Source organism: Streptomyces netropsis (assembly GCF_014203545.1).
GTDB classification, from domain to species: Bacteria; Actinomycetota; Actinomycetes; order Streptomycetales; family Streptomycetaceae; genus Streptomyces; species Streptomyces netropsis.
In genome coordinates, this window is record NZ_JACHJG010000012.1 from 159184 (window position 1) to 181852 (window position 22669).

Below are 22669 nucleotides of genomic sequence, written 5' to 3' on the forward strand. Positions count from 1 at the left end.
GGGCCCATGGACTACATCCCTCATTTCCGGCGCGAGGTCGTGGCCTTCGAGGCAGCGGCCCGCCGGGCGGCCGAAGCCGATGTCGCCCCTCTGGTCCCCTCCTGCCCCGGCTGGTCGGTGTCCGAGCTGGTCGGGCATCTGGGCGCGGTGCACAGGACCGTGGCCCGCGTCATCAGGGAACGGCGTCGCGAGCCGCTGGACGGCACGGACCTCAGCACCCTCGAACTCCCCGCCGACCGCCCGGGCTGGCCGACGGCACTGGAGCACACCTCACCCGACCGTGGCCCGGTTCCGGTGAGCATGATCGACTGGTTCGGCGACGGGGCCTCGGCGCTGGAGGCACAGTTCAGGAGCAGCGGTCCGGGGGAGCCGGTGTGGACCTGGTCGCGGGAGCAGACCGTCGGCTTCTGGCTGCGGGTCCAGGCGATCGAGGCGGCCGTGCACCGCTGGGACGCCGAGAACGCGATCGGAGCGGCCGGGCCGGTCGCGTCCGAGCTCGCGGCGGACGCGGTGGGCCAGACCTTCGAGGTCATGGTGCCGGCCCGGCGGGCCACGGGAGTGGCCCCGCCCGGTTCGGGTGAACGGTTCCGGTTCCGGCGCACCGACGGCGCCCACGCGTGGACGGTGGGCTTCGACGGCGACGACGTCCGGCTCGACGACGGTACCGGCCCCTGCGACGTCGAGCTGGCGGGTACGGCGTCGGACCTGATGTTGTTCCTCTGGCACCGGATCCCCGTGGACCGGCTGGAGGTGAACGGCGACCAGGCCGTGCTCGACCGCTACTTCACCCTCGTCCCGCCCATGTGACGGCAAGCCGGGGCGCGCGAAGTGCCACGGTGTTCGCGCCGGCCCGAGGAACGGAGCCGGCGCGCGCGTCACCTGATGACGACGTTGTGGGCCGGAGTGACTTCGGGGCGCAGATCGCCGTATCCGAGGTCGGCCAGGATCGGACCGAGCACGGTGGCGAAGGTCTCGAACGCCTCGGAGGACTCCCAGACGTCGGTGACCCGCCACCCTCCCTCGACCGGTCCGGAGGCGTGCGCGAGCAGCCCGGGCACCGGAAGATCGTCCGTGCTGGTGAAGCCGTGTCCGTCGGTGACGCGCTCGATGCACTTGTCGTAGAGGTCCTGGGCGGCGCCGGGGGCGTTGAACGTGACGATGATGGCCATGGCGGTTCCTGTCTCTCGCGGGTTTCGGTGGATCCGGAGCGTGCCGTGCGACCTGCCGCGCCGGGCCCTGTCGTGAACCGGGCCCCGCGCGGCCGACCCGCCCCTCGGCACCTCCTCTGGCTCCCCGGCCCGTGGCCATGGCATCCCCGGCCGTGACGGCTCGTCGGCGCGTTGGCCACCGAGCCGGAGGCTCGGGGCGCGGGCGTGAGGGACGGACGGGCTCACCGCTTACCGCGCGCCCGGCGCCACCGCTCACGGGCACCCGCGTGATCACGGCCTCGCCTTCTCCGGGTCCCGTTCCCTCCGCCGGAAAGGCCTGCTCGTCGATGCGCCTGCGGAGGCCGCCCTGAGCCCTGACGGCCTCACCCACGGCCCAGGGGCGAGGGGCGAGGGCGCCACAACGGCGAAGGCGCCCCTCCCCGGCCTGTGCCGGGGAGGGGCGCCTTCGTGGCTTTCACGGGCCGTGGGAGCCTACGCGCGAGGGCGCGGACCCCTGTGGCCGGTCGGGGCTAGGCCTTCTCGGCCCCGGCCTGCTGCAGCTCGGTCTCCTGCTTGACGCGGGCGACCTTGCCGCGGACGACGAACCAGCCGCCGACCAGCGCTGCCGCGATGAGCGGCAGGCACAGCACGGTGGTGCGGCTGGCGCCCTCGTCGGCCGCCATCAGACCCAGCACGCTCGCCAGGAAGACCAGCGTGATGATCTGGGTGTACGGGGCCCAGGGCAGCTGGTAGGAGGGGCGGGCGAGCTTGCCTTCCTTGGCGCGCTTCCAGAAGAGCAGCGAGCAGAGCATGATCATGCCCCAGGTGCCGATGATGCCGATCGCGGCGAAGTTCAGCACGATCTCGAAGGCGTTCTCGGGGACGACGAAGTTGAGGCCGACGCCGAGGACACAGAAGAACGCGGTGAGCAGGATGCCGCCGTAGGGGACCTGGCCCTTGTTCATCAGGCCGGTGAACTTCGGAGCGGAGCCCGACATGGCCATCGAGCGCAGGATCCGGCCGGTCGAGTACAGACCCGAGTTGAGGCTGGAGAGCGCCGCGGTGAGGACCACGAGGTTCATCACGCCGGCCGCGTACGGGACGCCGATCTTGCCCAGGACGGTGACGAAGGGGCTCTCGTCGCCGGTGAAGGCGGTGTAGGGCAGGAGCAGGGCCAGCAGGATGACCGAGCCGACGTAGAAGAGACCGACACGCCACATGATCGAGTTGATCGCCTTCGGCATGATCTTCTCGGGGTTCTTGGTCTCACCCGCCGCGACACCGCACAGCTCGACCGAGGCGTAGGCGAAGACGACACCCTGGATGACCATCAGCATGGGCATCACACCGGTCGGGAAGACACCGCCGTTGTCGGTGATGTTGGCCAGGCCCGGGGTGGTGCCGCCGACGTCGTGCTGGGTGACCAGCAGGAAGATGCCGATGAACATGAAGAGGACCAGCGCGCCGACCTTGATGATCGCGAACCAGAACTCCATCTCGCCGAAGTACTTCACCGAGATCAGGTTCACGGTGAGGACGATCGCGAGGGCGATCAGCGCGAGCACCCACTGCGGGATGTCGCTGAACATTCCCCAGTAGTGGGTGTAGGTGGCGACGGCGGTGATGTCGGCGATGCCGGTGGTCGCCCAGTTGAGGAAGTACAGCCAGCCGGCGGTGAACGCGCCCTTCTCGCCCATGAACTCACGGGCGTAGGAGACGAACGCGCCGGAGGACGGGCGGTAGAGCACGAGCTCGCCGAGCGCCCGGACGACGAAGAAGGCGAAGACGCCGCAGACGGCGTACGCGATGAAGAGGGAGGGGCCCGCGTTGGCGAGGCGGCCGCCGGCGCCGAGGAAGAGGCCGGTGCCGATCGCTCCGCCGATCGCGATCATGTTGACGTGGCGGGACTTGAGGTCCTTGCTGTAGCCCGCGTCTCCGGCGTCGACGTGTGTGGACGTCGTCGTCGGGGCGGATACATCGGGCTCGGTGCCGGCCGCAGTGAGGGTGCGGTCACTCATGTATGTCTTCGCCTTCATTGGAGGGGGGAGCAGGACCGGGCCGTACGACGCCGTCGGGGGTGATCTCCGTGTGCGGGGACGGGCGGCCTGAGCGGCCGACCACCCGGCACCGCTGAGCGGCAGCCTCGACGATGGCCCGGGGCCCGGGAGACGGCTGGCGACGCCGCTTCCCGAGGGGTTCGGAAGGGATGGACCGGTGGGCCGGGGCGTCCCGGTGCTCTTCGATATCTCATCGATGATCTTGGGGGTGCCGGTTGCCCGAGGCCCGGGTGATCAGGACGTGGAAGAAGGCGCCGAGCACCCCGGGGGATGGATTCGGACTTCTCGTCCCATGTCTTGATCAGTTCTTGTGGTGAGGACGCTCGCCATGGGCTAAGCGCCGTCGGCGCCCCGAGGGGCGAAGAGGCCGAACACCTGCGGGGTGTGTCGTGCCTCCCCTGTGGCAGACAGGGCCGCCGTGGGGAGCTTGCGCCCCAGGGCGTGGCCGAGCACCGCTTCCGTGGCGCTGACGCGCCCCGGTGCTCCGCCGGCTGTCTGACAAGTCCATGCGGTGAATGGTGTGAGGCGCGCTAGGTAATCGTCAAGAGTTTACGAAAACTTGTTTTTACCGGCTACTCACGGTAAGACCCTCCAGGCCAGCGGCTTCCTACCAGCCGGTTACCGCGCTGCGCGGACACGTGCCAGTGACGCAAGACACGCCTTCTTGGACATGTGTGCGGCATTCGTCACGGTGAAAACGCGCGATAAAGAGGCCGCGACCCACCAGGGCCGCGGCTGCTTTCGGTTACCTCGGACGTATCCGCCGTCCGGCGGCTCAGCGGTAGCGGGCGCGCCCGACGCCGGCGGCGACGGTCAGGGGGACCGTCAGCACGGCGGCGATCAGAAACAGGGCGCGGTACGCGTGGTGGTCGGCCGCGCCCGCCGCGAGACCGCTGGCGAGCGCGCTGCCGACGTACAGGGCCACGCCGAACATCGCCACACCGGTGGCCCGGGCCGTCGGGGCGAGCACCGTCGCCCAGGACTGGACCGTGGAGTGCATGAACGACCAGCCGCCCCCCAGGAGCAGCGCCGTCACCACCAGCGCGGGCACGGACAGGCTCACCGCGGCGATCGCGTAGGCCACGGCCATCTGTACCCCGCCGACCAGGATGATCATGGCGGGGCTCCACCGGCCGACCAGCCGCTTGACCAGCTGAGCCGCTGCCATGGACCCCACCCCGTACAACGCGGACACCGCACCTGCCAGGGCGGTCGGCACCCCCCGGGACTCCAGGGCCGGGGCCAGATAGGTCAGGAAACCCAGCAGCACCGCCCCTTCGAGCAGGGCGACGGCCATCACGTACCACTGCCAGCGCGAGCGCATCACCACCCGGATCGGGGCGACCAGCGAAGGCGTGGGCTCCCGCTCGGGCTCGGCCAGCCGCCGCAGGGCCACCGCGAGGTACGCGGCGAACAGGCCCGGCAGCGCGAACACCAGCCGCCAGCTGACGTAGTGCGCCAGCGCCCCCGCCACCACGGTGGCCACCGCCGTGCCCAGGGCGAACGCCGTCATCAGCTCACTGAGCGGGCGCTGCCGGACCTCGGCGGGCACCGTGTCGCCCACGTAGGTGAGCGAGGCCGCGATGGACGCGGCGAAGAAGGCACCGGCCACGGCGCGGGCCACGATCAGCATCGTGGCGTCCGTGGCGGCCGCCGACACGAACGCGGCCAGGGCCGCACCCGCGAGCGAGAACCGCATCACGGCGACCCGGCCCACCCGGTCGCTGGCGAGCCCCCACACCGGCTGCATCAGCCCGTAGCAGAGGTAGTAGCCGCTCGCCGCGAGCACCATGGTCGGCAGCGGCACCCCCAGCCGGGCCCCGATCACCACCAGCATCGGGGCGATGCAGAAACGGTCGAAGTTGCTGATGAACCCCGCCGCACGCAGCAGCCGTAACGAAGCGGGCGGCAGGCCCGTCGGCGGCGGGGCGGTGGGAGCGGTCGTCGTGGTCACGAGGACGGTGTCCTTTCTTCAACTCTTCAACCGGACACACCAAGCCCATCACCCGGCCGGACTCCCTTCCCCGCTCAGCCGATTACCATCACTCACAGCCTGCCGGGCAGCGGGCCGGGTGACGTGACGGGCGGGGGAGCCGACGGGATGCCGGGGAACGGGAACGGCGAGGGCACGGACCGGAACACCCCGCGCAAGGAGCTCGGCGCCTTCCTGCGCTCCCGCCGGGAACGCCTCACCCCCGCGGAGATGGGCCTGCCGGGATCACCGCGCCGCCGCACCCCCGGGCTGCGCCGCGGCGAAGTGGCCGAACTCGCCGGCATCAGCGACTCCTGGTACGCCTGGCTGGAACAAGGCAGGGTCCGCACCTCGGAACAGGTCCTGCGCTCGGTGGCGCGCGCCCTGCGCCTGGACGAGGCGGAGACCGCGCACGTGCTCTCGTTCGTCGAGGACACGGCGACGGAGGAGCCCTCACCGGGATGGGTGTCGAGGAATCTGCTGTCGCTGGTGGAGGCGATGGCACCGAACCCGGCCGTGGTGATCGACCCGCACTGGGACCTGCTGGCGTGGAACGCCGGTTACGCGGCGCTGCTCACCGATCCGGCGCGGCTGGCGCCGAAGCAGCGCAACCTCCTGTGGCTGGTGTTCCGGTGGCCGCCGAGCCGGCGATTGCTCGCCCAGTGGGAGCCGGAGGCGCGGAGCCTGCTCGGCCAGTTCCGCGCGCACGCCGCCCGGCACCCCCACGACCGGCGGTACGCCGAGATCGTGGGCGAACTCATGGCCGACCCCGACGCGGCCCGCTGGTACGCGGAGCGGGCGATCGCCGACTTCCAGCCCGCGGTGCGGCACTTCCGGCACCCCACGGCGGGTGATCTGCGGCTGCGCTACGTCAAGCTGGCGGCGGTCGAGGAGCCCGGCCATCACTTCCTGGCCTACCTGCCCGACGACCGGACCACCGGGGCCGGGCTCCGCACGCTCACCGGGCACGGGTGAGAGCCGCCCGTCGCCGGGCGGCTCTCACGTCGCGGGTCGCGGGCTCAGCTCGTCAGGACCGCCTTCATCACCGACCCGTCGGCGACGGCGGCCAGCGCGTCCGCGTGCCGCTCCAGCGGGAACGACGTCACCAGGCTCGCGAGGTCGAAGCGGGCCGTGAGCGCCGGCAGCAGTCGCACGTACTCGACGAGGTGGGCTCCGGTGAACGCCCAGGAGCCGATGACGTCGAGCTGGCGATGGACGATCTGATGCGGGTTGATCAGGGTGTCACCCGCGTCCGTGTACTGGCCGATGACCAGATAGGACCCGCCCCGGCGGGCCAGGGTGAGGCCCTGTGCCACGGCCGCCGGAACACCCGCGCACTCGATGACGAGGTCCGCCCCCGCCCCGCCGGTGGCGGCACGCACCTCGGCGAGGACGCGTTCGGGTTCGTCGGCGTCGGCGATGTCCAGATGTACGTCGCCGATGCCCGCCCGGGCCGCGCGCTCCAGCCGTTCGGCGGGACCGCCGACGAGGATGACCTTCGCCGCCCCGGCGAGCTGGGCGAAGGCCGCCGCGGCCAGTCCGACGGGCCCGCTGCCCTGGACCACCACGACCTCACCGAGCCGTACGGGCCGGCGCTCGCACAGGGCGTGCACCACGGTGGGGCCCGCGCAGGCCAGGGACATGGCGGCGAGCGGATCGACGCCCTCGGCCGCCTTGACCACGGTCGTACCGGGGTGCAGCACGATGTGGTCGGCCCAGGAACCGGCCAGCTCGGGGCCGTCGTTCAGCGACCGGTTGACGCCGTACGTGCGGCGGTTCTCGCACAGCGTCGGTTCGCGGTGCAGCCGGCACGGCGGACAGACACCGCAGGCGATGGAGGAGGCCCACATCACCGCGTCCCCGGCGGCGAGTTCCGCGCCGGTGGCGTCCCGGTGGGTGCCCGGCCCCAGCTCGCGCACCACGCCGAGCCCCTCGTGACCGAGCACCAGCGGGGTGGGGATGGCGAGATGTCCCTGGCACAGATGCAGATCGGTACCGCAGACCCCGCCGTGCCCACAGGCCACGATCATGCCGCCGTCGGGGGCCGGCGGGATGGCGAACTCGCGCAGCGAGAGGGGCCGGCCGAACTCCTCCAGGACGACGGCGCGACCGGTCCGCACGCCGGTCACGCGGTCACCGTCCGGAGCGTGTCGAGGAACGGCGCGGACAGGGGGCGCAGCGGTTCGGTGTCGCGGCACACCACGTACTCCGGCCGCTGACCGCCCGGCGCCTCGGGCAGGTTGGTGACGTCGTTGTAGGTCGCGATGAGCAGCCGCCGGGCGAAGGGCGACATGTTGGGCGCCGACCCGTGCACGATCTCGGGCGAGAAGAAGACCACGGATCCCGCGGGACCCTTGGGGCTGGTCATGCCGTGCCGGTCGACGTGCTCGGCGAGCTGCCGGGGCGTCAGCGAGATGTCGTCCGGATCGAGGTGCTGCTCCGACTTGGCGTCGGCCTTGCGGCTCTCGCGCACGAGGCCGCCCCGGTGGGAACCGGGTACGAAGATGACCGGGCCGTTGAACTCCGTGACGTCGTCGAGGAACACCCCGATGTTGACCTGCCGCGGCGCGGGCAGCCCGTCGGCGATCCGCCATGCCAGATAGTCCTGGTGCCACGCCCACCGCTCGCCGCCGAAGGCGGGCTTGGCGTTGATTTTGAACTGGTAGACGTACACGTCGTCGGTGAGCAGCTGCTGGACGGGGCCGAGCACCCGGGCGTCGCGAACGAGCCCGGCGAACTCCGGCTGCCGGTGGTGCGAGGCGTAGACCGCGCGTACCTCCGCGCTGTCGTCCTCGACGACCAGGTGCGGGCCGGGTACCTCGCAGTCACGCGCGAACGACTCGCGCAGCCGCTCCACTTCCCGCTGGTCCAGCAGGGACTCCATCACCAGGAAGCCGTCCCTGTGGTACTGCTCCACCTGCCGCTGGTGCAGAAGCATGGTTCTCCTCGGTTCGTAGGGGGGTTCGCGCCGCGGGTCAGCCGGCGACGAGGTCGCCGCGCTTGAGCCCGGAGTCCGCGGGAACGGCGGCCGGGTCGCCGCCGAGTTCGACGACGGCGTTGTGCTCGTCGACGAAGACGACACTGGGTACGAAGGAGCGGGCCTCCTCGTCCTTCATGGCGGCGTAGGCGATGATGATGACGCGGTCACCGGGGCTGATCAGCCGTGCCGCGGCGCCGTTGATGCCGATGACGCCGGAGCCGCTCGGCCCCTCGATGACGTACGTGGACAGCCGGGAGCCGTTCTCGATGTCGACGATGTCCACCTTCTCGCCCGGCAGCAGATCGGCGGCCGCCATGAGATCGGCCGCGATCGTCAGCGAACCGACGTAGTGCAGATCGGCCTGGGTGACGGTGGCGCGGTGGATCTTCGACTTCATGAGGGTGCGGTCCATGGGGAACTCGACTTTCCTTGTCGGGAGTGGTGATGAGGGCCCGAAGGCCGTTCAGAGGGGCCAGGTGACGTACCGGCGCATGCCGTACAACAGCGGCGCCGCGGTGCTCCCGTCGGAGGCCGTCGTGTCGTTCGCGGTCTCCGTCCGCAGCACCTCACCGATCACGATGGTGTGGTCACCGGCCGGTACGAGCCGTTCGACGCGGCACTCCGCGAGGGCGTGGGAGTCCTCGCGCAGGGCCGGCAGCCCCGTCGCGGGGGCGGGCTCCCAGGGGACCTTGGAGAAGCGGCCGGCGGTGCGGCTCGCGAAGGCCTCCGCCGCCCGCCGCCCGGTCCCGTGCAGGAAGTTGACGACGAAGGCGCCCCGTGCGGCGAGGACGGGCAGGGTGCTGCCGGTGTTCGCCGCGCACACCAGCAGCAGCGGGGGATCGAGGGACACCGAGCACACGGCCGTGCACGCGAACCCGTAGGGCTGCCCGGACCCGTCCGCCGAGGTGACGACGGAGACACCGCCGGGATGGGCGCCCATCACGGCGCGGAAGGCGTCCGGGGTCACGGGGGCGGTGCCCGCGAGGGGGCTCACCACGCGAAGGCCCGCGCGTCGTAGAGGTTGACCCCGACCGCCGCCTTGCCGAGGTACTCCAGGCATTCGTGCGGCTTGGCGGGCATGACGGAGGAGAACGACACCTCGCGGATGAGCCGTTCCAGCGGCTGGGAGCGGCTGACCGCCGCCGAGCCGCAGATCCGCAGGGCGTCGTGGGCGAGCTCGGGGCCCACCTCGCCGACGATGTACTTGGCGGCGTGCACCATGGCGTTGGCCTCCATGCTGCCGCGTTCGGCGTCGACGAGGTCGCCCGCCTCGTGCACCAGCGCCCGGGCGGCCCGCAGCCGGGCGGACATCCGCCCCAGGTCCTGCTGGAGCACCGGGGATCCGGCGCGCGCGTCGGAGGCTGCCACGTAGTCGGCGGTGCAGCGGTAGACGGCCTCGGCGATGCCGAGATAGGCGCCGGTGTACCCGGCGATCATCCAGTGCGGTTCGCGGACGAGCTTGAACAGCGACATGCCCTCGACGCCGAGGTAGAGCCGGGAGCGCGGCACGGGCACGTGGTCCAGGGTCATCGTGGCCGTGCTGGTGCCGTTCATCGCGGACATGCTGTGCACCGTGCCGAAGGTGATCCCCGGGTCGTCGGCGGCGACGACGAAGTGCGAGACCTCGCTGCTTCCCTCGGTGCCCTCGGCGCGCGCCGCCACGACGTAGTAGTCGGCGATGCGCGCCAGGGAGACGAAGGACTTCTCACCGGTGATGACGTAGGTCTCGCGGTCCTCGCTCAGGGTGTAGCTGGTCCGCACCCCGCGGAGTTTGGCGCCGCGACCGGTCTCCGAGGTGGCGGACGCGAACAGCTTGCGGCCGCGCACCACCTCGTCGTTCATCCAGGACCGGAACCGGTCGGCGGCGGGCGGCAGCGGGGTGGCCGCCGCGTCCGCGAGCGCCCCCATCACGACGTTGTGCATGTTGAAGCCGAGCGCGGCGGCGCCGTTGTGGGCGCCCAGTACGGCCAGTACGCGGGAGTACCCGCCGTAGCCGAGGCCCGCGCCGCCGGCCTCGCGCGGCAGGAGCAGCCCGAGCAGCCCGGCGTCGCGCAGGATCCGGTAGGTCTCCTGGCCGTCGGTCAGTCCGGCGTCCACCCCGGCGGCCAGTGGCGCGAGGGCCGCGCCGGTCTCCTCGGCGAGCTTGAGGATGTCGTCCATGTGTGTCGGCAGCGTCATCGATGTCCTTCGGGTCAGTTCTCGACCGGGAGGCCGAATTGACGGGCGATACCCACCCGCAGCAGGTCGTTGGGGCCCGCGTAGGTCAGCGCGGCCATCGGGCTGTGCAGGTCGGCGGGGAGTTCGGAGTCGGCGATGAAGGCACGTACGCCCGACAGCGCGGTGGCGTGTTCGGTGAGGCGCACGTAGTCCTCGGAGACGGAGATCTTGGTCAGTGCCGCCTCCGCCGCCAGCTGCCGGGCGGGGGTGCCCGCGTCCAGCAGGGCGGCCATCGCGTACAGCTGCACTCGGGAGCGGTGCAGGGCGAGTGCCATCTCGCTGACACGGGACGCCACTTGATGGCTCGCCCCCATCCGGCGCCCGAAGTGGTCGCGGCCGGCGGCCCATTCGACGATGCGCCGCAGGGTGCGGCGCATGGGGCCGAGGGCGTACCCGAGGATGACGGCCCGCTCCCAGGCGGTGGTGGAGGCCATCACCGCCAGCCCGGACCCCTCGTCCCCGATCAGGGAGCCCGCGGGCAGCCGGGCGCCTTCGAAGACCAGCTCGCCCATGGGAACACTCGGCAGCGCCGTCTTGGTGAAGGACTCGGCCCGGACCACACCAGGGATGTCGAGCGGGAAGAGGAAGGCCGACAAGGCGAACGGCGAGCGTCCCTCGCCGGTGCGGGCGAAGACGATGGCCCGGTCGGCGACCGGCGCGGCCGTGATGAACGTCTTGGCGCCGTCGAGGACGAAGACATCGCCCTCGCGCCGGGCACGCGTCCGCATCGAGAACGGGTCGCTGCCGCCCGAGCGCTCGGTCAGCGCGTGGCACAGGAGCGTGCCACCGTCCTGCACCTCTGCGATCGCCCGCCACGCGTCCTCGGCGAGAGCGGCACGCAGCGGGAACTGCATGCCGAACACCTGGGAGGCCAGCGCGTAGCAGATGCCCGGGTCCGCGCCGGCCAGCCCGATGCCCTCGATCATGGCCAGGGAGCGGGTGACCGGTCCGGGACCGGTGTCGTCGGCCGCCGCCAGGCGCAGCACACCGAGGTCGGCCATCGCCTGCCATTGCGTACGGAAGTCCGCGTCGCGCACCTTCTCCACGACCGGCCCGGCCAGTTCGCGGTAGGTGTCGACGACCTCCTCGGCCGCCTTCGGTCCGGTGCGCAGCAGCAGGTCGGCGGGGGCACTCACGCGCCCGCTCCGCCGGCGGCCCGGTGGACCTCGACCGCGGACCAGAGGGCCTGGGGGGTGCGGAAGTTGGCCGCCACGATCTCGGTGTCGGGCAGCGCGATCCCGGCCTCCTTGTCCAGCGCCGCGACGATCTCCATGATGGCCAGCGAGTCCAGCAGGCCCTGTTCGAGGAGCGGGGTGTCGGGGGCGAGCCGCGCGGGCGTCTCGCCCCGGCCCCAGGTGATCTTGCTGCTGATGAGGACGCAGAGGTCTTCGACGCTGTTCATGTCCCGGGACACGGGCGTTACGGGCGACACGGCGGGGTTCGCGGTGGTCATATCAGGCTCTCCTCGGTGGTGGCGGGTGTGACGGTCGGTGCGGCGGCATCGCCGCTGAGGGCGCGGCGGTCGACCTTGCCGCTGGTGAGGGTGGGCAGGGCCGCGACGGGGATCACCCGGTCGGGCAGCATCCGCTTGGGCAGCACCGCGCGCAGCTCCGCCAGTACGTCCCGCTCGGTCGCGGCGGTCTGGGCGTACGCCCAGATCTCACCGGTGTGCGGGGCGTCCTTGGCGACGACGGCGGCGGTGGCGACCTGCGGCAGGTCGAGCACGGCGCTCTCGACGTCGAGCAGATCGATGCGGTGGCCGCGCCGCTTGACCTGGGAGTCGCGACGGCCGCGCAGGAAGACACGGCCGTCCGCGGTGATCCGGCCGATGTCGCCGCTGGCGTACGCGCGCCGGGTGGTGCCGTCGCGGAAGGTCGCGGTGACCGTGGGGTCCCGAAGCGCGCCGCCCTGCAGATATCCCTGGAAGACGGTGGGTCCGGCGATGTGGATCTCGCCTTCGCCGTCGGTGGGCCGGCCCTCGTCGTCGAGCACCTCGATGTCGACGCCGCCGATGCCCCGGCCGATGGTCAGCTCCTGGTCCGCGGTCCAGTCGGGCGGCATGCGGAAGTAGGTGCACGCGTTGGTCTCGGTGGGCCCGTAGAGGTTGTAGAAGGGCACGTCGCCCAGGAGTTCCAGGTAGCGCTCCAGCAGGTGCGGGGCGAAGGGTTCGCCACCGAAGGCGGCCACCCGCAGCGACGGCGGTACGGCTTCGGCGAAGCCGCCCTGCTGGAGCATGCCGTGGTAGAGCGAGGGCACCGCGACGAAGGCGGTGACGCGCTGTTCGTGGAGCCAGCCGACGACGTCGCGCGGGAAGGCGCGCAGCAGGTCCGGCATGAGCACGGTGCAGGCGCCCACCGCCGCCGCGCTGAAGAGGTCGAAGGTGGTGAGGTCGAAGGTGAGCGCGGCCTGTGAGCCGATGCGGTCGGTCTCGGTGAGGCCGAACTCCCGGGCGGCCCAGAGCGCGTAGTGCGCGACGTTGGTGTGCGAGAGCAGAACGCCCTTGGGCCAGCCGGTGCTGCCGGAGGTGAAGAGGATGTAGCCGCCCTGGTCCGTGGGCGGGGGCAGTGGTGCGGGGGCCGCCGGGGCGGCGACCCGCAGCCAGTTCAGCCCGTGCGCCAGCGGCCCCTCGGCGGGTGTGCCGCTGCTCTCGCCCGCCTCCTCGACGGCCCGTCGGCACGTGGTGAGGGACCGGTCCGTGGTGAGCAGCAGGGAAAGACCGGCGTTGCGGGCCATCCGCGCGGTACGGGCCGGCGGATCGGCGACGTCGAGCGGGGCGACGACGGCGCCCGCGCGCAGCGCGGCGTAGAGGGCGATCACCGTCGCCGGGCCCTTGGCGGCGTACACCCCGATCCGTACGCCCGGCCCCGCGCCGACGGCGGCGAGCTCATGGGCCAACTCGCCGACAGCACGCTCCAGTTCGGCGTACGTCCAGCTCTCGCTGCCCGCGACGAGCGCGGGGCGGTCGGGGTGCGCCGTCGCGGACCGGGCCAGGAGGGAGTCCAGCCGTGGGGTGTCGGTCACGGTCGTCACGAGAGCGTCTCCACGGGTCGGGCGCCGAGTCCGTACTCGACGAGGAAGGAACGGGTGGTGTCGGCGACGAGGTCGGGGCAGACGAGATGGGGGTAGTGGTCGCATCCCTCGGGCACCAGCCGCCGCACCACGCCGGAGACCGAGCGCTCGACGGCGTCGAGCTGGTCGAGGGTGCCGTACTCGTCCCGGTCGCCCTGGATCATGAGGACGGGCGCGGTCACGTCGAGGTCGTCCTCGATGGTCCAGTCGCGGAACTCGGGGGAGAGCCACACCCCGCTCCAGCTCTCGAAGACCGAGCGCGGGTCGTCGTGCACCAACCCCAGCTTCCTGGCCAGCGGACCGGCCTCGTAGGAGGCCCGGGCCGCCTCGATGCCCAGCCGGTTCTGGTCCTCGAAGTACATGTGCGGCCCCATGGCGACGACCGCCTCGACGGGCCGCACGGAGGCGTACAGCAGCGCCATGGAACCGCCGTCGCTGTGCCCGACGAGAACCGGGCTGCGCACCCCGAGCAGGTCCAGCAGCTCGGGCAGGACCTCGTGGGCGTGCTCGTGCATATAGCGCGGAGTCCGCGGCCCGCGGGCCGGCCCGGAACCGCCGTTGCCGTGCCGGGAGTACACCAGCGCGCGACGGCCGGTGGCCGCGGCGAGACGGGCGGGGAACCGCCCCCACGACGCCACGCAGCCGAGCCCGCCGTGCAGGAAGACCAGGGGCGGCAATTCCGGGTCGCCGTCGAGGAATACATGCTCGACGGGGCCGTTTTGTGTGTCGACTACCGGCACATCAATACCCTTCTCAGTGGTCTGTTCGTCCCGTGCGCCCGGTCTTCGGAACAACGGTGCGCACGCATGCGGGAGGGGATGCGCAAAAGGAGATACGGGCAGCCGTAGCAGGTGGATGCATCAGGAAACCACATGCCTGTGGCAGGAATCGGAGGATTACTTCCGGTAAAGGCGTCATGGGCCCGCCTCATGACATGTCGGACATCTTTGACGTGATTTCCGGCATAGGGTCAAGCGGGTTGGGCGCCGAGGGCGGACGCGCCGGATCCACGCGCCCCGTCTGCTACTTCGCTGCTCGGAGCCGTCTCGGTCGAGGTCCGGACGGCCCGGGGGCGACCCGGTTGGTTATTTCTTTAATGACTCTTGGCTGCCGCATTGATTGCCTATGGGTAAGGCAAGGGAAAATCCGCACTGTCAACCCCCGTCAACTTTCTTTACGCACACCTGACGGCACGGGTGACGATGCGTCAGCGACGCGCTTCGTGCAGGAATCCGTCCGCCCGGTGCATCGATAAGACTAGGCAGACCGCATCGATCAGAGAAATACGTTTGCCGTATCGCCTATGCTCTGGCCGTATGGGTGTTGAACTACGTCATCTCCGCAACTTCTTGGTCGTCGCAGAGGAAGGCGGTTTCACGGCAGCCAGCAGACGGCTGCACCTCGCGCAGCCCACACTGACGCGAAACATCCGGACGCTGGAGGACCTCCTGGGCGTCCGCCTCTTCGACCGCAACACCCGCCGGACCGACCTCACCGCGAAGGGACGCGAGTTACGGGACGCGCTCGTCCCGCTCCTGCAGCAACTCGACACCACACTCGCCGACATCCGCGAGGGGGAGACGTTGCGCCTGGGGTTCAGCTGGGGGCTGCCCGACGGGTTGTCCGCCGTGGCCGCGCGCTTCGAGAGCGAGACGGGCGTCGAGGTCGAGTTCGTACGCTGCGACACCCCGCTGGCCGGGCTGGACACCGGCGTGGTCGACCTCGGGCTGTTGCGCGGCGAGAGCCTGCCGCCGGGGGTGCGTGGAGTGTTCCTCTTCGAGGAGCCGCGCGTCGCCGCCGTACCCCGCCCCGGGCCGCTGGCCGACCGTGCCGGACTGAGCTGGGCGGAACTGGCCCACTGGCCCCTGGTGGTCAACACGGTCAGCGGCACCACCTACCCCCACATGTGGCCCGAGGGCGGGCGCCCGGAGGTCGGCGCCGAATGCCGCAACTACGACGAATGGCTGGAGAAGGTGGCGGCCGGCCACGGGGTGGGCACCGCCCCGGTCTCGGCGGCCCGGCGCTTCACCCACCCCGCCGTGCAGTTCGTCCCGCTCACCGGTGCCCCCACCGTCCGCACGCATCTGGCCTTCGCCTCCCACGGCGCGCATCCGCAGGCCGCCCGGCTCGCCGACGACGCCTGGCGGGCGGCCGCCGAGCTGCTCACCGAAGCGACCGGGTGAACCGCCGGACGGCCGAACGAGGGCCCCCGCCGCTGCCCGGCATGCGGGGGGCGTCCGTCGTGGTGGCGCACGACGCGCCCTGGCGGCCCGGCTTTTTCCGGTCCATGGTGGGGGCTGCATCCCATCTTCCCCATATGGCACAGGAATTCAGGAGGCAGCCCCGTGGACGCCACCCAACCGGCCCCCGGTGACAAGGAATCCCTCACGCTCCGGCTCAGCGAACACGCCCTGGGTTACCTGCACTCCGCGGCGCTCCGGGTGGCGGCGCGCATCGGCATCGCCGACCACCTCGCCGACGGCCCGCGCACCCCCGAGGAGCTCGCCGCCCTCACCGGCGTCAGTGCCCCGCACCTCCAGCGGGCGCTGCGCCTCCTCGCCACCCGTGAGGTGTTCCGCGAAGACAAGGACGGATCCTTCCACCTCACGCCCGCAGCGGAACTCCTGCGCTCCGACGCGCCGACGTCGATGCGGGACGGGGTCATCATGCTCACGGACGAGACCTTCTGGAAGCCCGCCGGGCGGCTCGAAGACACCGTCCGCGCGGGCCACACCGTCTTCGACGAGATCTTCGGCGCCCCCTTCTTCGACCACCTCGCACGCGTACCCAGCGCCGGCGAAGCCTTCGACACCGGCATGGCCGGCCTCTCCGGCAGCGAGGACGACCTCGTCGCCGGCGCCTACACCTTCCCCGCGACCGGCACGGTCGTCGACATCGGCGGCGGCAGGGGCGGTCTGCTGCGCCGGACGCTCCTGCGCAATCCGGGCCTCACCGGCGTCCTGTACGACCAGGAAGCGGTCCTGCGCCACCACCACCTCGAGGACCCCGCGCTCGCGGGGCGCTGGGAGGTCAGGCCCGGGGACTTCTTCGCGTCCGTACCGGACGGCGCCGACGTCTATCTCCTCAAGCGGATCCTCCACGACTGGAGCGACGAGGACTGCCTGCGCATCCTGCGCGCCTGCCGCGCGGCCATGAAGGACGGCAGCCGCCTCCTCGCCATCGACGCGGTCATCGTGCGGGACAACGCCCCGGACCTGGGCAAGACGCTCGACGTGCTGATGATGACGTCACTGGGCGGCAGGGAGCGCGGCGAGCAGGAATTCCGCCGGCTGCTGGCCCAGGCCGGACTCGAACTGACCCGTGTCCTGCCCACGCCGTCGGCGATGTCGATTGTGGAGGCCACTGCCGTGTGAGGCCGTGCGCGTGAGGTGAGTAATACTCTCCAAATGACTTCACGCATTACAGATGGGGCTCGCGGGGCCCGTGGCACAGCCGTGCAGGTCAAGCGGGCCACCGCACGGGACGCGAAGCGCCTCACCCGGCTCATACGCGCTTCCAAGGCCTACGACGGCCGGTACGCCCCCATGGTCGCCGGTTATCGGGTGGGCCCCGACTACATCGAGACCCACCGGGTCTTCCTGGCCGTCGACGCCGACGACCGGCTGCTCGGCTTCTACGCCCTCGTGCTCGACCCGCCGGAACTGGACCTGATGTTCGTCGCCGACGCCGCGCAGGGGCTGGGCATCGGCCGGCTGCTCGTCGAGCACATGCGGGGCGAAGCGCGCGACGCCGGTCTCGCCGACGTCCGGGTGGTCTCGCATCCGCCGGCCGAAGGCTTCTACCGCAGTGTGGGGGCGCGGTGGGTCGGCACCCGGGCCGCGAACCCGCCCGCGGTGATGTGGGACCGACCGGAGCTCGTCTTCCCGATCGCGTGACGTCGGCGTCCCACGGACGAACGCGCGCGGACCCCGCCGGATCCGCGCACCCCGTGGGGTGAGCCCGCCGCGTCGGCGGGATCACCTCAGGAGACCACCGCCAGCACGCCGTCCAGGACCTCCCGCACCACCCGGTCGCGGTCGACACCGAGGACCAGCCGGACCGCGGTGTCCTCGGGCCGCCCGGGGCCCCGGTTGTCCCGACGGTCGACCACCGTCGTCCCGCGGGTGTGCTCCCCGCGCAGCTCGACCCGTACCGGCCGGGTCAGGACCTCCGTCGCCGCGGTCGGGTCGACGAGCACGACGGGCCGCGGTCGGGTCGTGCAGCGGAAAGCCCCGACGGTCGTCGTGCTCGCCGTAGAAGCGCACGTAGTGCCGCAGCGCGTCCCGTACGAACACACCCGCCGGGGAGGTCACGGCCTCGAGCCGGGCCAGGTCCGACGGCTCCAGCCAGGTGCGCATGGTCGCGTCCACCGTCACCAGGGTGACCGGCCAGTCGGCGGACAGGACCAGATCGGCCGCCTCCGGGTCGTGGACGATGTTCGCCTCACCCGGGGGCGTCACATTGCCCGGCTCGACGACGGCGCCACCCATCACCACGACCCGGCTCACCAGGCGGGGCAGCTCGGGCTCCAGCCGCAGGGCGAGCGCCAGGTCGGTGAGCGGCCCGGTGGCGAGCACCGGGCACTCCCCGGGGTGGGCGCGCGCGATCCGCACGAGCTGCTCCGCCGCCGACGGTCACCACGATCTCGTCGCCGGGGCCGACGCGGAAGCGGGGGGCCTCCTCGCCCGCGGTGGCGGCGTTCGCCGGCCCCGACCATCGAGAACCGGCAGGTGCCCAGCGGCTTTTCGCGGGAGGCGGCCTCCATGGCGGCCTCGCAGCCGAGCTTGCGGGCGAGCAGATCACCCACCAGAAACGAAAGAGCCGAAGACGGATCGGGGATCACGTTCCGCTGCCCCGACTCGGGGAAGTGGGCCACGGTCCGCAGGTCGTCCGCCTTCAGCTCGGTGAGGTGAAGAGGAGTCAGGTCGATCGCCGACTCCGCGATGCTGTCGAAGTAACATCGCGCGAATTCGAGTGGCAGCATGCTGGTCGGCGTGCTGATCACATTTGGGTGGGTGGGGTTGGTGTCCGCCCGGCGTGTTCCCGTTAATACGCTGGGGCCGTCGGACGTGTTCGCCATGACGGTGCACTGGAATACCGGCTGCCAGAGCGGGCCGGGCGCGAGGCATTCGGCGAGAGTAGCGGGGCCACGGGATCGGAAACCGGTCAGTATTCCGTCGAGTTCGGACTCGCCGTAGTACTTTGCCGCGAGAGCATCCTCCCTATGATCACCAAGTAGATGCCGTCGGAATCCATAAACCCGGTCAGGTGTCTGTCAACGATCGTTTCCAGACGGACGCCGAGCGTCCGAATGGCTCAACCGGGCGGCGGGCAAGGGGAATTGGCTGGCCGAGAACTGCCCCTCGGGGTGTCGGTGCTAAAGTCCGGCACGGTTGCGGCAGTGGCCGCGTCAACGGTTTGTCAAAGATTGAGGCACACGGCATGCAGGACGGTCTCCGAGAAGCGTTCGACTTCATCGCATTCAGCGCTCGGCTACGTGAAGTCGAACGCCACAACAACGCCACCGCCGACCGGAAGGAGAGCGTCGCGGAACACTCCTGGCACCTGGCGATGGTGACCTGGGTCTTACATCGGGATTTCGAGCGCGAATGTGGACATGCGCTGGATCTGGAGCGGATGCTCAAGATGTGCCTGATGCATGACCTCGTGGAAATCGAAGCGGGTGACCCTTCGGCGTGGACCACCCAGCACAGCGCCGAGCACACCCGCGACAAGGCCAGGATCGAGGAGGAGGTCGCCCGGCGCCGCTTCACGCCCCTCCCGGGCGACTTGGGGCCCGAGTTCCTCGCCCTGTGGCACGAGTACGAGGAGGGCGTCACACCGGAGGCCCGCCTCGTGCGCGGCGTGGACCGCCTCAACCCCGCGCTGATGCGTTATCTCACCGGACAGGGCTGGCAGGACGTCGGCGCGGACACCGCGGCGCTGGACGGCCTCCAACTCCCGCGCGTACGGGTGAGCGAGACACTCACGGCGCTGTACGAGGAGGTCCGGGACGCCGCCGTGCGCCAGGGCCTGCTGCCCGCGTCGTGAAGCCCCGGGCGGTGGCCGCCGACGGGCGGCGGCCACCGCCCCCCGGGCGTGGCTCCCCTCGGGAGGAGGCCCTCAGGGCAGGAGCTGTTCGGCCCAGATGACCTTGCCCTCGGGGGTGTAGCGGGTACCCCAGCGTTCGGCGAGCTGGGCGACGAGGAACAGGCCGCGGCCCCCCTCGTCCTCGGCGGCCGCGTAGCGCAGGTGCGGCGAGGTGCTGCTGGTGTCGGAGACCTCGCAGATCAGGGTGCGGTCGTGGAGCAGCCGCACGCCGATCGGGCCGGAGGCGTAGCGAATGGCGTTGGTGATCAGTTCGCTGAGGATCAGTTCGGTGGTGAACCCCGTCTCCTCCAGGCCCCACCGCGTCAGCTGCCGGGTGACCTCGGCGCGTGCGCCGGCGACGGCCGCGGGGTCGGAGGGCAGCTCCCAGTCGGCGATCCGGTCCGGCTCCAGAACCCGGGTGCGGGCCACGAGGAGGGCGATGTCGTCGCTCTGGCGGGCGGGCAGCAGGGCGCTGATCACCGCCTCGCAGACCTCGTGGGGCGTCCGGCCGACGTGCGCCAGTGTGGCGCGCAGGATCTCCAGGCCGATGTCGATGTCCCGTTTGCGGTCCTCGATGAGCCCGTCGGTGTACAGGACCAGGCTGCTGCCCTCCGGCAGCCGCAGTTCCGCGGCCTCGAAGGGCAGGCCGCCCAGGCCGAGGGGCGGGCCGGCGGGGATCTCGGGGAAGTCCACGGTGCCGTCGGGGCCGACGACCGCGGGCAGGGGATGGCCGGCCCTGGCCAGCTGGCAGGTGCCCGACGACGGGTCGTAGATCGCGTACAGACAGGTGGCGCCCGCGATCGTGGCCTCCCCGCCCGCCGAGGCGGCCTCGGCTTCCTGGTCGATGCGGCCGACGAGCTCGTCGAGGTGTCCGAGGAGTTCGTCGGGCGGCAGGTCGAGGGTCGAGAAGTTCTGCACGGCCGTGCGCAGCCGGCCCATCGTGGCGGCGGCGTGCAGCCCGTGCCCGACCACGTCGCCGACGACCAGGGCGACGCGGGTGCCGGACAGCGGGATGACGTCGAACCAGTCACCGCCGACCCCGGCCTGGGCGGGAAGGTAGCGGTAGGCGATGTCGAGGGCGTTCTGCTCGGGCAGCCCGCGCGGCAGCAGGCTGTGCTGGAGAGTCACCGCCATGGCGTGCTCGCGCGTGAAACGGCGCGCGTTGTCGATGCAGACCGCGGCGCGGGCCGCCAGCTCCTCGGCGAGCGACAGGTCGTCCTCCTCGAAGGGCTCGCTCTCCCCGGTGCGCCAGAAGTTGACGATCCCCATGAGCACGCCCCGTGCCTTCAGCGGGACGGTGATGAGCGAGTGGAAGCCGTAGTCCAGGACCGCCTGGGTACGGGTTGGGTCCTGTGTGCGCCAGGCGGTGGAGGACGCCAGATCCGGCACGAGCACGGGGTGGCCGCCGACGAAGCCCGTGGCCTGCGGAGTCGGCGCGGCGAACGTGATCAGCTCGCCGGCGCGGTACAGCGGATGGTCGTCCGGTGTGCCGGTGAGCGCCACGCGCCGCAACTGCGGCGCCTCGCCCCCCACCCCCGCCCGGGGCTCCTCGCCGCGCAGGACGGGCTCGGCGAGGTCGACGGTGGCGTAGTCGGTGAACCGGGGAGCGGCCACCTGGGCGAGCTCCTCGGCGGTGCGCTTGACGTCCAGGGTCGTACCGACGCTCACGCTCGCGTCGTACAGCAGCCGCAGCCGGCCGCGCGCGGCCTCGGCCTTCCCCGCGAGCGCGCGCAGCTCGGTGGAGTCCCGCAGGGTGGCCACGCTGCCGGGCGGGCCTCCGCGGCGGTCCGTCGGCCGGTTGTTCACCGCCAGCAGCCGGTCGCCGACGGGGAGCACCTCGTCGGTGGCGACGCGGCGGGAGACCAGCAGTTCGGCCATTCGGGGGTCGAGGCCGAGTGAGGTGACGTGCCGCCCCTCCACGTCGGTGGGCAGGTCGAGCAGTCTGCGGGCCTCGTCGTTGGCGAGCATGACGCGGCCGTCGCCGCCGACGATGACCACGCCTTCGCGCACCGCGTGCAGTACCGCGTCGTGGTGCTCGTACATCCGGGTCATCTCGGACGGTCCGAGGCCGTGGGTCTGGCGCCGCAGCCGTCTGCTCACCAGCGCCGTGCCGGCCGTGGCCAGGGCCAGTCCGGCGGCGCCGGCGCCGAGGACGACGGGCAGCTGCCGGTCGAACGCGCTGCTCACCGCGCTGACCTTGACCCCGGAGGACACCAGGCCCACGACCGTGCCGCGTGCGTCCTTCACCGGGACCACCGCCTGCACCTCTTCGCCGAGCGGCCCGTCGACGCTCTCGACGGTGACGCCGCCCTGCTGCGACGGTCCGATCGTGCCGATGAACTTCTGGCCGATCAGCTCCGGCTTGGGGTGGGTGTAGCGGATGCCGTCCCGGTTGGTCACGACGACGAAGTCGACCCCGCCCTCCATCCGGGCGGCCTCGGTCAGCGGCTGGAGCACCGCGGTGGGATCGGGGCCGCGCAGTGTCTGCACCAGTCCGGGCGAGTGGGCGAACGTCTGGGCAGCCGCCAGCGAACGGTCGCGAGCCGCCTGGAATCTGTCACTGCGGGCCTGGAGCAGCAGGGTGACCACCGCGGCCACCACGAGCAGCAGCACGATCAGGACCTGGAGCACGAACATCTGCCCGGCGACGCTGCGCGAACGCGCCACGGCCCACAGACGCCGTGCCGACGGCGCCCGCGAGCCGTGGCGCTTGCGCCGCTCACGCCGGCTACCTGAGCGCCGACCGGCGAACCAGCGGCCCGAGGGCCCCCAGGACCGGCCCCGGATTCGGGCCATACCCCATGTCTACCCCGCACCCTTCCGCGACGCGAACGATATGCGCGGAGCCGGGGAGACGGAAGGCCCGTAAAATCGAATATGCGTGCGTATTTTGTCCTGGTGCGGCGGCGGGTCAAGGACGATTCCGGCTGACCGAAGATCGTCCGGCAGATCAGGCCGTGCCCCGCGCGCGACCGGAAAAAGCCCTATCCGCCTCATGGCAACGCGGTGAGACTCAAGCGGCGAAAGCACCGGATGCTCGCCCGACCACGTGAGGAGTGTGCACATGTACGCAAAGCTCACAGCGCTAGGCAGCCGGGTTCTCGGGTTGTTCGTGCCCGGGATCGACGCCGCGGCG

General features: G+C 71.6%; 20 protein-coding genes and 1 pseudogene. 6 read left to right on the forward strand and 15 right to left on the reverse strand.

Annotated features, from left to right (window positions below; all coding sequences use genetic code 11):
- Positions 1-6: 6 nt before the first annotated feature.
- Positions 7-807: a maleylpyruvate isomerase family mycothiol-dependent enzyme gene (locus tag FHS38_RS26065; protein ID WP_184737451.1), complete on the forward strand. Its 801-nt coding sequence runs from the start codon at positions 7-9 to the stop codon at positions 805-807.
- A gap of 68 nt (positions 808-875) precedes the next feature.
- On the opposite strand, the gene FHS38_RS26070 is transcribed toward FHS38_RS26065, so the two are convergent.
- The 3 genes from FHS38_RS26070 to FHS38_RS26080 form a co-directional block, all read right to left on the reverse strand.
- Entirely contained in the window at positions 876-1169 is a 294-nt protein-coding gene (locus tag FHS38_RS26070) for a hypothetical protein (protein ID WP_184737453.1), read from the reverse strand.
- A gap of 509 nt (positions 1170-1678) precedes the next feature.
- Positions 1679-3166 carry an amino acid permease gene (locus FHS38_RS26075; protein ID WP_184737454.1) on the reverse strand — a complete coding sequence of 496 codons (1488 nt, stop codon included), beginning with the start codon at positions 3164-3166 and terminating at the stop codon, positions 1679-1681.
- 814 nt (positions 3167-3980) lie between these two features.
- On the reverse strand, positions 3981-5159 hold the full coding sequence (locus FHS38_RS26080; RefSeq protein ID WP_229822861.1) for an MFS transporter: 1179 nt from the start codon (positions 5157-5159) through the stop codon (positions 3981-3983).
- Between the two features lie 147 nt (positions 5160-5306).
- Between FHS38_RS26080 and FHS38_RS26085 the strand changes: the two genes are divergently transcribed.
- Entirely contained in the window at positions 5307-6152 is an 846-nt protein-coding gene (locus FHS38_RS26085) for a helix-turn-helix transcriptional regulator (RefSeq protein ID WP_184737455.1), read from the forward strand.
- A 44-nt stretch (positions 6153-6196) separates the two neighbouring features.
- Here the strand turns inward: FHS38_RS26085 and FHS38_RS26090 are convergent, their stop codons facing one another.
- The 9 genes from FHS38_RS26090 to FHS38_RS26130 are packed head-to-tail and all read right to left on the reverse strand — an operon-like array spanning position 6197 to position 14183.
- The gene (locus tag FHS38_RS26090) at positions 6197-7306 is read right to left on the reverse strand and encodes a zinc-binding dehydrogenase (RefSeq protein WP_221495361.1); all 1110 of its coding nucleotides are present in this window, start codon (positions 7304-7306) and stop codon (positions 6197-6199) included.
- Positions 7303-8115, reverse strand: a complete 813-nt coding sequence (locus FHS38_RS26095) for a phytanoyl-CoA dioxygenase family protein (protein WP_184737456.1) — start codon at positions 8113-8115, stop codon at positions 7303-7305. The genes FHS38_RS26090 and FHS38_RS26095 overlap by 4 nt, the downstream gene beginning before the upstream one ends.
- 37 nt (positions 8116-8152) lie before the next feature.
- Positions 8153-8569 (reverse strand): aspartate 1-decarboxylase, encoded by a 417-nt coding sequence (panD, locus tag FHS38_RS26100; protein ID WP_184737457.1) that lies wholly within the window; start codon positions 8567-8569, stop codon positions 8153-8155.
- Between the two features lie 51 nt (positions 8570-8620).
- Positions 8621-9151 carry a flavin reductase family protein gene (locus FHS38_RS26105; protein WP_184737458.1) on the reverse strand — a complete coding sequence of 177 codons (531 nt, stop codon included), beginning with the start codon at positions 9149-9151 and terminating at the stop codon, positions 8621-8623.
- Complete coding sequence (locus tag FHS38_RS26110) at positions 9148-10335, reverse strand: acyl-CoA dehydrogenase family protein (RefSeq protein WP_229822862.1); 1188 nt, start codon at positions 10333-10335, stop codon at positions 9148-9150. Before FHS38_RS26110 ends, FHS38_RS26105 begins: the two co-directional genes overlap by 4 nt.
- A 14-nt stretch (positions 10336-10349) precedes the next feature.
- Positions 10350-11510 (reverse strand): acyl-CoA dehydrogenase family protein, encoded by a 1161-nt coding sequence (locus FHS38_RS26115; RefSeq protein WP_229822863.1) that lies wholly within the window; start codon positions 11508-11510, stop codon positions 10350-10352.
- A complete protein-coding gene (locus FHS38_RS26120) occupies positions 11507-11827 on the reverse strand; it encodes an acyl carrier protein (protein WP_184737459.1) in 321 nt (106 codons plus the stop codon). Before FHS38_RS26120 ends, FHS38_RS26115 begins: the two co-directional genes overlap by 4 nt.
- Positions 11824-13404: an amino acid adenylation domain-containing protein gene (locus tag FHS38_RS26125; protein ID WP_184737460.1), complete on the reverse strand. Its 1581-nt coding sequence runs from the start codon at positions 13402-13404 to the stop codon at positions 11824-11826. The genes FHS38_RS26120 and FHS38_RS26125 overlap by 4 nt, the downstream gene beginning before the upstream one ends.
- Positions 13401-14183 carry an alpha/beta fold hydrolase gene (locus tag FHS38_RS26130; protein WP_184737461.1) on the reverse strand — a complete coding sequence of 261 codons (783 nt, stop codon included), beginning with the start codon at positions 14181-14183 and terminating at the stop codon, positions 13401-13403. Before FHS38_RS26130 ends, FHS38_RS26125 begins: the two co-directional genes overlap by 4 nt.
- A gap of 576 nt (positions 14184-14759) precedes the next feature.
- Here FHS38_RS26130 and FHS38_RS26135 point away from each other — a divergent pair.
- The 3 genes from FHS38_RS26135 to FHS38_RS26145 all read left to right on the forward strand — a co-directional run bounded on the left by FHS38_RS26135 (position 14760) and on the right by FHS38_RS26145 (position 17339).
- Entirely contained in the window at positions 14760-15626 is an 867-nt protein-coding gene (locus FHS38_RS26135; protein ID WP_184737462.1) for a LysR family transcriptional regulator, read from the forward strand.
- Between the two features lie 162 nt (positions 15627-15788).
- The gene (locus tag FHS38_RS26140) at positions 15789-16817 is read left to right on the forward strand and encodes a methyltransferase (RefSeq protein ID WP_184737463.1); all 1029 of its coding nucleotides are present in this window, start codon (positions 15789-15791) and stop codon (positions 16815-16817) included.
- Positions 16818-16850: 33 nt separating this feature from the next.
- Positions 16851-17339 carry a GNAT family N-acetyltransferase gene (locus FHS38_RS26145; protein ID WP_184737464.1) on the forward strand — a complete coding sequence of 163 codons (489 nt, stop codon included), beginning with the start codon at positions 16851-16853 and terminating at the stop codon, positions 17337-17339.
- An 86-nt stretch (positions 17340-17425) separates the two neighbouring features.
- Here FHS38_RS26145 and FHS38_RS36180 read toward each other — a convergent pair whose 3' ends face one another.
- Together FHS38_RS36180 and FHS38_RS36185 are read right to left on the reverse strand one after the other, a co-directional pair.
- Entirely contained in the window at positions 17426-17641 is a 216-nt protein-coding gene (locus tag FHS38_RS36180; RefSeq protein ID WP_229822872.1) for a hypothetical protein, read from the reverse strand.
- Positions 17642-17696: 55 nt separating this feature from the next.
- A pseudogene (locus FHS38_RS36185) lies at positions 17697-18056 on the reverse strand (nucleoside hydrolase); the annotation flags it as partial.
- Positions 18057-18885: 829 nt separating this feature from the next.
- Between FHS38_RS36185 and FHS38_RS26155 the strand changes: the two are divergent.
- On the forward strand, positions 18886-19494 hold the full coding sequence (locus FHS38_RS26155) for an HD domain-containing protein (RefSeq protein WP_184737466.1): 609 nt from the start codon (positions 18886-18888) through the stop codon (positions 19492-19494).
- A 72-nt stretch (positions 19495-19566) separates the two neighbouring features.
- Here FHS38_RS26155 and FHS38_RS26160 read toward each other — a convergent pair whose 3' ends face one another.
- The gene (locus FHS38_RS26160; RefSeq protein WP_184737467.1) at positions 19567-22329 is read right to left on the reverse strand and encodes a SpoIIE family protein phosphatase; all 2763 of its coding nucleotides are present in this window, start codon (positions 22327-22329) and stop codon (positions 19567-19569) included.
- Positions 22330-22669: the final 340 nt, after the last annotated feature.